Origin of the sequence: Burkholderia sp. CpTa8-5, assembly GCF_017815045.1 — a bacterium.
Lineage (GTDB): Bacteria > Pseudomonadota > Gammaproteobacteria > Burkholderiales > Burkholderiaceae > Burkholderia > Burkholderia sola.
The window spans coordinates 32,704-43,615 of sequence record NZ_JAGIQD010000039.1 but is presented as its reverse complement, the minus strand read 5'-3'; the positions used below and the strand labels follow the sequence as shown (position 1 = coordinate 43,615).

The window sequence follows — 10,912 nt, the reverse complement described above, 5'->3', positions numbered from 1 at the left end:
CATCTCAGCGCAACGTTTACAACCACTCCTTCCACAAAACAAAAATGCCCTTCGGTCGCTTAACTGAACGGCATTACGCCTCCGGCGGGCTTTTTCACGTCCGCGCTGCGGGTTTCCGCCCACCGGCCCCGCCGGCCGGTTGCGGCTAAAATAGCAGTCTGGTTCGCACTTCTTCCAACATGTCCCGACGCATCATTCCCCTCGCCGACGTCAGCGGGATGCCGGACGTCTCCGGCGTCGCGCATGCCCCCGACGGCACGCTGGCCGACACGTTCGCCCGGCCGCTGCGCGACCTGCGCATTTCGGTGACGGATCGCTGCAACTTCCGTTGCGTGTACTGCATGCCGCGCGCAGTCTTCGACAAGGACTATCCGTTCCTGCCGCACAGCGCGCTACTTACGCACGAGGAAATCGAGCGCGTCGCGCGGCTCTTCGTCGCACACGGCGTCGAGAAGATCCGCATCACGGGCGGCGAGCCGCTGCTTCGCAAGAACCTCGAATTCCTGATCGAGCGGCTCGCGCGCCTGACGACGCACGCAGGCCGCCCGCTCGACCTGACGCTGACGACCAACGGCTCGCTGCTCGCGCGCAAGGCGCGCGCGCTGAAGGACGCCGGGCTCACGCGCGTCACGGTCAGCCTCGATGCGCTCGACGATACGCTGTTCAAGCGCATGAACGATGCGGAGTTCGCGAGCGCCGACGTGCTCGACGGCATCTTCGCCGCACAGGCCGCGGGCCTCGCGCCGGTCAAGGTCAACATGGTCGTGAAGCGCGGCACCAACGACAGCGAGATCCTGCCGATGGCCGAGCGTTTTCGCGGCACCGGCGTGATCCTGCGCTTCATCGAATACATGGACGTCGGCACGTCGAACGGCTGGAACATGACCGAGGTGCTGCCGTCGGCGGACGTCGTCGCGCGCATCGCCGAACATTTCCCGCTCGTGCCGCTCGAGCCGCACACGGCGGCCGAGACCGCGCAGCGCTGGGGCTATGCGGACGGCAGCGGCGAGATCGGCGTGATCTCGAGCGTCACGCAGGCCTTCTGCGGCGACTGCACGCGCGCGCGGCTGTCGACCGAAGGCAAGCTGTACCTGTGCCTGTTCGCGTCGACGGGGCACGATCTGCGTGCGCTCGTGCGCGGCGGCGCGACCGATGCGGAGATCGCGACCGCGATCGCCCGCATCTGGCACGCGCGCACCGACCGCTATTCGCAACTGCGCGGCAGCGCATCGGCCGACGGCGCGCTCGACGGCGCCGGCAAGCGCGTCGAAATGTCGTATATCGGCGGCTGACGCACGCCGCTCTGTCCATCCGCGCACGATGCCCGCTCCCGCCTCCCCGTCGATCGCCGGCCTGCTGCTCGCGGGCGGGCGCGCCACGCGCATGGACGGCGTCGACAAGGGCCTGCAACTGCTCGACGGTACGCCGCTCGCGCTGCACGTACTGCGCCGGCTGTCGCCGCAGGTCGACGAGACGGTGATCAGCGCGAATCGCCATGCCGATCGCTATGCCGAACTCGGTGCGCCGTTCGACGCGCGCATCGTCGCCGACGAAACCCCCGACTTCCCCGGGCCGCTCGCGGGCCTGCTTGCCGGCATGCGCGCGGCGCGCGCACCGCTGGTCGCGTGCTCGCCGTGCGATACGCCCTATCTGCCCGCCGACCTCGTCGCGCGGCTGCATGCGGCGCTCGACGCGCAACAGGCCGATATCGCGATGGCGGTCACCGTCGACGCGCAGCAGATGCGCTCGCCGCAGCCGACGTTCGCGCTGCTGCGCACGTCGCTGGCGGACGACCTCGCCGCCCGACTCGCGGCCGGCGACCGCAAGATGCGTGCGTGGTACGCACGCCACACGACGGTCGAAGTCGAGTTTCGCGACGAGCGTGCGTTTTACAATGCCAATTCCTGGCAGGAACTGGCCGCGCTGGCCCGCCGTTGACGGCCCCGCGCCGTTCCCGCCCGGCGTCTGCCGCACGCGAAACCCGCGCCCCGGCACCCTCCTCGCGCCACCGGCCACGAACCCGATACGCCTTGCGGCGCAGTCCGACTGATGATCACGCAATCCTCGCCCGCCTCCCGAACCGCACCCGACCCCGATGCCCCGCTGTCGCTCGCCGACGCGCAGGCACTCGCGTGCCGCTTCGCGGTGCCCGTCGACGCGTGCGATACGGTGGCGCTGCGCGAGGCGCTCGATCGCGTGCTCGCGGCCGACGTGAGCGCGCCATTCGACATTCCCGCGTACGACAACTCGGCGATGGACGGCTATGCGTTCGACGGCGGAGCCGCGGCACTCGCGTCGGCGCAGGGCGAGGTCGCGATGACGGTTGTCGGCACCGCGTTCGCCGGCCATCCGTTCGACGGCGCCGTGGCGGCCGGTGCATGCGTGCGCATCATGACGGGCGCGCCGATGCCGGCCGGATGCGACACGGTGATTCCGCAGGAACGCGTTCGCGTCGACGGCGACGCGATTCGCTTCGCCGCGCACGACGTCGCGCGCGGCGCGAACTGCCGCAAGGCCGGCGAGGATCTCGCGCGCGGCACCTGTGCGCTCGCCGCGGGCCGCATTTTGCGGCCGTCCGATCTCGGCCTGCTCGCGTCGTTCGGCATCGTCGACGTCACGGTGCGCCGGCGCGTGCGCGTCGCCGTGTTCTCGACCGGCGACGAGTTGCGCGAGCCCGGCGAACCACTCGGCCGCGGCGCGCTGTACGACAGCAATCGCGGGATGCTGATCGCAATGCTCGAACGGCTGCACGTGGACGCGATCGATCTCGGGATCGTCCGCGACGACCCGGCCGCGCTCGAAGCCGCATTGCGCGACGCCATCGCCGCGCAGGCCGATGCGGTGATCACGTCCGGCGGCGTGTCGGTCGGCGAAGCCGATTTCACGCGCGACGTGATGGCCCGGCTCGGCGACGTGACGTTCGCGAGCCTCGCGCTGCGACCGGGCCGCCCGCTCGCGTGCGGTACGCTCGCCCGCGCGGCCGACGACGCCGGTCACGCGCTGTTCTTCGGCTTGCCCGGCAATCCGGTCGCGTCCGCCGTGACGTTCCATGCGATCGTGCGCCCCGCGCTGCTGACGCTGGCCGGCGCGCGCACGCCGCCGCCGGCCATGTACACGGCGCTCAGCACGCAACCGTTGAAGAAACGCCCCGGCCGCACCGACTACCTGCGCGGCATCGCGACGCGCGCCGCCGACGGTCAATGGCACGTCGTACCGGTCGGATCGCAAAGCTCGGCGTCGCTGAGCGGTCTCGCGGCCGCCAACTGTTTCATCGTCCTGGGCCACGATTCCGCGGCAGTCGACGCGGGCGCCCCGGTCGACATCCTGCCGCTCGACGGCCTGATCTGAATTCCAATCGGTATATTTCTACGGGGGCAATCCGCACATGAAGAAACAAATCTCGTCGATCGCCGCGGGGCAGACCGCCAAGGCGCTGATCCTCGTCTACCTGACGTTCAGCGTGCCGATCGTGCTGCTCGGCATTCTCGTTGCGTATATCCGTTACGGGATGGTCGAGTTGAGCACGATCCTGAGCGCACTGCTGCTGAACGCAATCCTCGGTTTCGTGCTGCTGTGGATCGCGTGCCATGCGTACAACTGGGTCGCATCGCGCTTCGGCGGCATCGAGATCGTGCTGTCCGATCCGCCGGAAGAAGCGTGAGCGGCACGCCGCTGATCCGCGCGGCCGACACGCGCGACGTCGGCACGATCCTCGCGCTGATGCGCGAGCTGGCCGAGTTCGAAAAGCTCACCGAGCTGTTCGTCGCGACCGAAGCCGATCTCGCCGACGCGCTGTTCGGCGAGCATCCTGCCGCCGAGGCACGCGTAGCCGAACAAGACGGCACGATCGTCGCGTACGCGCTGTTCTTCCACAACTATTCGACGTTCCTCGGCCGCCGCGGGCTCTATCTCGAGGATCTGTACGTGCAGCCGTCGCAGCGCGGCACGGGCCTCGGCACCGCGATGCTGCGCCATCTCGCGGCGCTCGCCGTCGAGCGCCGTTGCGCGCGCTTCGAATGGTCGGTGCTCGACTGGAATCAGCCGGCGATCGACTTCTACGAGAAGATGGGCGCGACCATGCTGCCGGAGTGGCGCATCGTGCGCGTGACGGGCGACGCGCTGGACACGCTCGCCGCGCATTGAACGCGAGCCGGCTGCGCCGGTAACCGCTGCAAAAGAAAACGGGCGCCCGTTTCTTCTGTCCGACAGTTGCCAGCAACGCGCGTCACGCGTCGTCCGCGTCGGCGCCTTCGGCCTCTTCCGCGCCGAGCAACCCGGCCGCCGTATCGCCCGGCAACGCCTCGACCTGCTTCAGCTTGCGGTTCATCACACGTGTGCGCTGCTCGGCGGACTCGATCGAGCGCGTGACCGTTTCGAGCTGCGCCTTCGTGCGCGCGAGCACGTCGCCGAACTTGCCGAACTCCGTCTTGACCGCGCCGAGCACCTGCCACACCTCGCTCGAACGCTGCTCGATCGCGAGCGTGCGGAACCCCATCTGCAGGCTGTTGAGCAGCGCGGTGAGCGTGGTCGGCCCCGCGACCGTCACGCGATAGTCGCGCTGCAGCAGGTCGGTCAGCCCCGGGCGGCGCAGGATCTCCGCATAGAGCCCCTCGGTCGGCAGGAACAGCAGCGCGAAATCGGTCGTGTACGGCGGCGCGACGTACTTCTCGGCGATCGTGCGCGCTTCCATCCGCACCCGCGCCTCGAGCGCACGCGCCGCCTCCTCGACGGCCACCGCGTCGGCACGCTCCTGCGCGTCGATCAGCCGCTCGTAGTCTTCGCGCGGAAATTTCGCGTCGATTGGCAGCCACACCGGCGACGCGTCGCGCGTGCCGGCGTCCCGCCCCGGCAGCCGGATCGCGAATTCGACGCGCTCGGTACGCTTCGGCACCGTCACGACGTTCTTCGCGTACTGGTCGGGCGTAAGCATCTGTTCGAGCAGCGCCTCGAGCTGCACTTCGCCCCAGGTGCCGCGCGTCTTCACGTTGGTCAGCACCTTCTTCAGATCGCCGACGCCGGCCGCGAGCGTCTGCATCTCGCCGAGCCCGCGATGCACTTGTTCGAGCCGGTCCGACACGAGCTTGAACGATTCGCCGAGCCGCTGCTCGAGCGTCGCGTGCAGCTTCTCGTCGACGGTGCGGCGCATCTCCTCGAGCTTCGCCGCGTTGTTCGTCTCGATTTCCTTCAGCCGCTGTTCGAGCGTCGCACGCACCTCGCCGATCCGGCGGTCGTTCGCCTCGGTCAGTTGCGTGAGCTGCCGGTTCAGCGTGTCGCCGAACAGCCGCAGCGCGCCCGTTTGCTCCTCGCGTGCCTGCTGGGCCTGGCGCTGCACGCTCTCGCGCATCGCGTCGAACTGCTGCGCGTTGCCGGCGACGAGCTTGCCGAGCTGCTGCGCGAACCCCTCGATCTGGTTGTTCTGCACGGTCGCGACGCTCGTCAGTTGCGCGGCGAGTGTCTGCTGCAACTGGGCGAAGCTGCCGGCCAGCTCGGTACGCGAGCCGCGTGCGGTCTCGACGATCTCGCCGCGCAATTCGCGTTCGAGCCGCTCGACCGCGCGCGCCTGCGCATGCGCGGCGTCCTCGATCTGGTCGCCGAGCACGGCCGCGTCGTCGTGGCGGCCGCCGCCGCGCACGAGCGCGACGATCGCCACCGCGAGCGCGACGGCCAGCACGACGACCGCCGCAAGCAACAACGTCGTCGTCATGCGCGCGGCTTCCCGATCACGTCAGGGTTGATCGGATTCGGCGGCTGCCCCGCACGCGGCCCTTCGCCCAGCGCGGCGATCAGGTTGTCGGCGGCGAGATTGGCCATCGCGCGGCGAGTCTTTTCGGTCGCGCTCGCGATATGCGGCGTCAGCACGACGTTCGGCACCTCGAGCAGCGCCGGGTGCACGGTCGGCTCGCCCTCGTACACGTCGAGGCCGGCCGCGGCGATAGTCCCGTCGCGCAGCGCGGCGGCCAGCGCCGCGTCGTCGACGATCCCGCCGCGCGCGATGTTGGTCAGCGTCGCGGTGGGTTTCATCTTCGCGAGCTCGGCCGCGCCGATCGTGTGATGGTTCTCCTTCGTGTACGGCAGCACGAGCACGACATGATCGGCCCGCGCAAGCAGCGCATCCTTCGACACGTATTCGGCATCCAGCTCGGCCTCGATCTCGGGCGCGACGCGCGACCGGTTGTGATAGATCACCTGCATCCCGAAACCGCGCGCGCGGCGCGCAAGCGCCTGGCCGATACGGCCCATCCCGATCACGCCGAGCGTCGAACCGTAGATGTCGGTGCCGAGGAAGCCGTCGTACGCCCACTTCCGCCAGTGACCGGCGCGCAGCCAGTGTTCGGATTCGGCGATCCGGCGTGCGGCGGCCATCATCAGCGCCCAGCCGAAATCGGCGGTCGACTCGTTCAGCACGTCGGGCGTGTTGGTGCCGAGCACGTTCGCCGCGTTGAACGCGGCCATGTCGAAGTTGTTGTAGCCGACCGCCATGTTCGCCACGACCCGCAGGCGCGGCGCCGCCGCGAGCGTGGCCGCGCCGACCGGGTCGCCGGCCGTCAGCGCGCCGTCCTTGTCGGCCAGACGCGCGGCAAGCGCGTCGGGCGCGAGCGCATCGCCGTCGTTCCAGTCGACGTCGAAATACTGCTTGAGCCGTTCGATCACGTCCGGAAAGATCGGACGCGCGACCAGGATCTTCTGCATCGCCATCTCCGCATACCGCGGACGGATCGCGGCGCGCGATGCGCCGCCGGAGCCGCCCGCTCGGGGTTGAAAAACGTCAGCTTACGCCGTGAAGAAAAGCCACGACGTCAGCAGGAATACCGGTATCAGCACGACGAGCGCCCAGCCGAGGTACGCGAAGAAGCTCGGCATCTTCACGCCGCGCGATTCGGCGATCGCCTTCACCATGAAGTTCGGCGCGTTGCCGATATAGCTGTTCGCGCCCATGAACACCGCGCCGGCGGAAATCGCGGCGAGCGTCGACGCGCCGGTCGTCATCAGTGTCTGCGCGTCGCCGCCCGCGAGGTTGAAGAACACGAGATAGGTCGGCGCGTTGTCGAGGAACGACGACAGGATGCCGGTCGCCCAGAAGTACATTGCGTCGACCGGCTTGCCGTCGGGGCCCGTGACGAGATGGACGATCTGCGCGAACGCGCCGTCCGCACCCGCGCGCAGGATCACGATCACCGGCGCGATCGTCACGAAGATGCCCGCGAACAGCTTCGCGACTTCCTCGATCGGCGCCCAGTTGAACGCGTTGCCGTCGCGCGCGGAACGCGGCGTCAGCGCGAGCGACGCGAGCGTCACGACCACGAGCGCGACGTCGCGCACGAGATTCTGCAGCGCGACGTGCGTGCCCCAAACGTCGAACGAGATGCCCGGCTTCCACACGCCGCTCATCAGCACGAGCGCGATCACGGCTGCCAGCAGCACGAAGTTGATCTTGCCGTCGATCGACAGCGCCGCGCCGTCGGGCGTCGGATCGAGCGCGGCCGGCCGCTCCTCGCCGCCCTTCCGGTAGAAGTACGTATCGAGCGCGAAGAACAGCGCGAGCAGCACCGCGCAGATGAACAGCATCGGCAGCGCGAGGTGCGTGGTCGTCCAGAAGAAGCTCACGCCGTTCAGGAAGCCGAGGAACAGCGGCGGATCACCGAGCGGCGACAGCGAGCCGCCTGCATTCGCGACGAGGAAGATGAAGAAGATCACGACGTGCACGACATGCTTGCGGTTGTCGTTGGCGCGCAGCAGCGGCCGGATCAGCAGCATCGCGGCGCCCGTCGTGCCCATCACGCTCGCGAGCAGCGTGCCGAGCGCGAGGATCGCGGTATTCAGCTTCGGCGAACCGTGCAGGTTGCCGTTCACGCAGATGCCGCCCGCGACCGTATAGAGCGCGGTGAGCAGCACGATGAACGGAATGTATTCCTCGAGCAGCGCATGCACGAGCGTGCCGAACGCGGCGCCGGCGCCGAACGCGACCGCGAACGGCGCGAGGAACACGATCGCCCAGCCGGCCGCGATCTTGCCGAAGTGGTGATGCCAGAACACGGGGGCGACGAGCGGGAACAGCGCGATGGACAGCAGGATCCCGGCGAACGGGATGCCCCAGAGGGCGGACAGCGTGGCACCGTCGAGCGTGGCGGCCGATGCGAGCGCGGGAGCGGCGCCAAGCGCGATTCCCGACGCCATGCCCGCCCAGGCGGCATGTCGTTTCATGCGGAACTTCCTTGTTCGAGTAACTGTGAATGCGGCGGGCGCGTCATGCGCCCCGTACGACGATCGCGTGCACGCGGTACGGGCCGTGTGCGCCCAGAATGATCGTTTGCTCGATGTCGCCCGTGCGCGATGGGCCCGACACGAAATTGACCGCGCGCGGCAGCTCGCCGCGCTCCGCGCGAATCAGCGCGAACGCGTCTTCATGACCGGCGACGATGCGCGACGCCGGCACGATCGCGATGTGGGTTTCCGGCAAAAGACCGGCCGATGCGTAAGTGTCGGGACCGGACAGCAGCACCAGCGACCCCGTTTCGGCGGTCGCGCAGAAGCAGCCGGTCAGGCCGACGAGATCGCCGTCGCGCGGCTTGCGGCACTCGACCGACAGGCCGGCGCCGGCCCAGTCGAAATCGGCCAGCGTGCGCCATGCGACGGCCTGCGTCGGCAGACCCTGAGCGGCAAGATAGCGGGCGGCGGCAGCAGGCACGTCGGCCAGCGTCGCGACTTCGTCGACCGTGGTCGACAGGCGCCCCGCTTCGTCGACGAAAGCAGCGACGAGGTCGGCCGGCGCTGGCGGGCGCGGGCCCTGCGGATGCCGCGCGAGATAGTCGGCGACGCCGTCGCGCTCCGCTGCATCGGGTTCGGCCGCGCGCCCCTGCGCCGCGCGAATGCGCGCGAGGATCTGGCGACGGGCGGCGGAAGTGTCCATGAACGGTCCTCGTGACGTTGGCGTGCAATACGTCGGATTATACCGGCCACCCCTGCCGCGACACACCTTCGGCCGAACGGCCAACGCCTACTTCGACGCGTCTTCCTCGACCGGCTGCGCGATGCCGAACACCTGGCGCAGGTACGCGAGATAGGCCTTGTCGTCGCACATGCTCTTGCCCGGCGAATCCGACAGCTTCGCGACCGGCTGGCCGTTGCAGCGAACCATCTTGATCACGATCTGCAGCGGCACGTAGCCGAGATCGTTGGTGAGGTTGGTGCCGACGCCGAACGCGAGCTTGCAGCGGCCGCGGAACCGTTCGTACAGCTGCATGACCTTCGGGATGTCGAGCGCGTCCGAGAACACGAGCACCTTGGTGCGCGGGTCGCAGCGGTTCGCCTCGTAGTGGCGCAGCATCCGCTCGCCCCAGTCGAACGGATCGCCCGAATCGTGGCGCGCGCCGTCGAACAGCTTGCAGAAATACATGTCGAAGTCGTTCAGGAACGCGTCCATCCCGTAGACGTCCGACAGCGCGATCCCGAGGTCGCCGCGATATTCCTTCGCCCACATCTCGAAGCCGTAGATCTGCGAATCGCGCAGCCGCGGGCCGAGCGCCTGGCACGCCTGCAGGTATTCGTGCGCCATCGTGCCGAGCGGCGTGATGTCGTGCTTCATCGCGTACAGCACGTTGCTCGTGCCCGCGAACTGCGGGCCGAGCCCGTCGCGCAGCGTGAGCGCGACTTCCTCGTGCCAGACCTTCGAGAAGCGCCGGCGCGTGCCGTAGTCGGCGATCTTGCAGTCGGCGAATTCGGGCTTCGCGCCGAGCAGCTTGATCTTCTCGCGCAGCCGCTCGCGCCCTTCGCGATAGTCGGGCTCGCGCTGCGTGTTGCGGAAATAGACTTCGTTGACGATCGCGAGCACCGGGATCTCGAACAGGATCGTGTGCAGCCACGGCCCCTCGATCACGACGTCGATCTCGCCGTTGCCCTTCGGCGACGGCGTGATCGAGATGTACTTCTCGTTCAGGTGGAACAACGCGAGGAAGTCGACGAAGTCGCTCTTGATGAAGCGCATCCGCCGCAGGTAGTCGAGTTCGACGTCGGAAAAGCGCAGCGAGCACAGGCCGCGCACCTCGTCGCGAATCTCGTCGATGTACGGCACGAGATCGACGCCGGGCGTGCGGCAGCGGAACCGGTATTCGACGTTTGCAGCGGGAAAGTGATGCAGGACGACCTGCATCATCGTGAACTTGTAGAGATCCGTGTCCAGCAGCGAAGTGATGATCATGATGACGGCAGCGCCAATATCGTGACAGGGCACCGGCGCACCGCGCGCCGCCCGGTCTGTCGGCCATGTTACCCGAATGCGGGCCCGACCATCGTGAAACCGGCCGCCGCCTTGCCGTATCGTGCCGGTGCCTGGCGTACGGGTATCCGTGTCGCGCGCCCCATAAACTAATCACGAAACGATATAAGCCGGATAGCCGACCTCGTCATGCGGGTTTGGCGCTTCAGTTACAATGCCGCTTTTGGCGCAAACGCCACCCCATATACCGCCAAGCAGGAGCGTTTTAATGACTCACGTTGTGACCGAAGGCTGCATCAAGTGCAAATACACGGATTGCGTGGATGTGTGCCCGGTGGATTGCTTCCGTGAAGGTCCCAACTTTCTCGCCATCGATCCGGACGAGTGCATCGACTGCGCCGTGTGCGTCGCCGAATGCCCGACCAATGCGATCTATGCCGAAGAAGACGTTCCGGGCGACCAGCAGCAGTTCACCGAGCTGAACGCCGAGCTGGCGAAGAACTGGCCGTCGATCACGAAGACCAAGCCGGCGCCGGCCGACGCGGACGAATGGAAGGACGTGCAGGACAAGCTGCACCTGCTCGAGCGCTGATCGCACGGCGGCGACCGCAAAAAAATTTCATGCGTCGCGGCTTCGAAGTGTTGACAGGTTAGCGAACACTCCATACAATCTCGTTTCTCTGCTGTTGCTTGTTTGTT

At 68.0% G+C, this 10,912-nt stretch carries 11 protein-coding genes; 6 read left to right on the top strand and 5 right to left on the bottom strand.

The window, feature by feature from the left end; all coding sequences use genetic code 11:
- The first annotated feature begins 179 nt into the window (after positions 1-179).
- The 5 genes from moaA to J8I35_RS32115 all read left to right on the top strand — a co-directional run bounded on the left by moaA (position 180) and on the right by J8I35_RS32115 (position 4,143).
- Complete coding sequence (gene moaA, locus J8I35_RS32135) at positions 180-1,292, top strand: GTP 3',8-cyclase MoaA (RefSeq protein ID WP_209929013.1); 1,113 nt, start codon at positions 180-182, stop codon at positions 1,290-1,292.
- A 28-nt stretch (positions 1,293-1,320) separates the two neighbouring features.
- Positions 1,321-1,938: a molybdenum cofactor guanylyltransferase MobA gene (mobA, locus tag J8I35_RS32130; protein ID WP_050011486.1), complete on the top strand. Its 618-nt coding sequence runs from the start codon at positions 1,321-1,323 to the stop codon at positions 1,936-1,938.
- Positions 1,939-2,049: 111 nt separating this feature from the next.
- Positions 2,050-3,348, top strand: a complete 1,299-nt coding sequence (gene glp / locus J8I35_RS32125; protein WP_209929009.1) for a gephyrin-like molybdotransferase Glp — start codon at positions 2,050-2,052, stop codon at positions 3,346-3,348.
- Between the two features lie 37 nt (positions 3,349-3,385).
- On the top strand, positions 3,386-3,661 hold the full coding sequence (locus J8I35_RS32120; protein ID WP_006476519.1) for a hypothetical protein: 276 nt from the start codon (positions 3,386-3,388) through the stop codon (positions 3,659-3,661).
- Positions 3,658-4,143 carry a GNAT family N-acetyltransferase gene (locus J8I35_RS32115; protein WP_209929007.1) on the top strand — a complete coding sequence of 162 codons (486 nt, stop codon included), beginning with the start codon at positions 3,658-3,660 and terminating at the stop codon, positions 4,141-4,143. The genes J8I35_RS32120 and J8I35_RS32115 overlap by 4 nt, the downstream gene beginning before the upstream one ends.
- 82 nt (positions 4,144-4,225) lie before the next feature.
- On the opposite strand, the gene rmuC is transcribed toward J8I35_RS32115, so the two are convergent.
- From rmuC to pncB, 5 genes are all read right to left on the bottom strand, one after another.
- Positions 4,226-5,704, bottom strand: a complete 1,479-nt coding sequence (gene rmuC / locus J8I35_RS32110) for a DNA recombination protein RmuC (RefSeq protein WP_050011489.1) — start codon at positions 5,702-5,704, stop codon at positions 4,226-4,228.
- Positions 5,701-6,690 carry a D-glycerate dehydrogenase gene (locus tag J8I35_RS32105; RefSeq protein ID WP_209929005.1) on the bottom strand — a complete coding sequence of 330 codons (990 nt, stop codon included), beginning with the start codon at positions 6,688-6,690 and terminating at the stop codon, positions 5,701-5,703. Before J8I35_RS32105 ends, rmuC begins: the two co-directional genes overlap by 4 nt.
- A gap of 81 nt (positions 6,691-6,771) precedes the next feature.
- A complete protein-coding gene (locus tag J8I35_RS32100; RefSeq protein WP_209929003.1) occupies positions 6,772-8,202 on the bottom strand; it encodes a sodium:proton antiporter in 1,431 nt (476 codons plus the stop codon).
- Between the two features lie 43 nt (positions 8,203-8,245).
- Positions 8,246-8,908: a lactate utilization protein C gene (locus J8I35_RS32095; protein WP_050011491.1), complete on the bottom strand. Its 663-nt coding sequence runs from the start codon at positions 8,906-8,908 to the stop codon at positions 8,246-8,248.
- 87 nt (positions 8,909-8,995) lie between these two features.
- Positions 8,996-10,195: a nicotinate phosphoribosyltransferase gene (pncB, locus tag J8I35_RS32090; RefSeq protein WP_050011492.1), complete on the bottom strand. Its 1,200-nt coding sequence runs from the start codon at positions 10,193-10,195 to the stop codon at positions 8,996-8,998.
- Positions 10,196-10,481: 286 nt separating this feature from the next.
- Between pncB and fdxA the strand changes: the two genes are divergently transcribed.
- The gene (gene fdxA, locus J8I35_RS32085; protein WP_011544919.1) at positions 10,482-10,805 is read left to right on the top strand and encodes a ferredoxin FdxA; all 324 of its coding nucleotides are present in this window, start codon (positions 10,482-10,484) and stop codon (positions 10,803-10,805) included.
- The last annotated feature ends 107 nt before the right edge of the window (positions 10,806-10,912 follow it).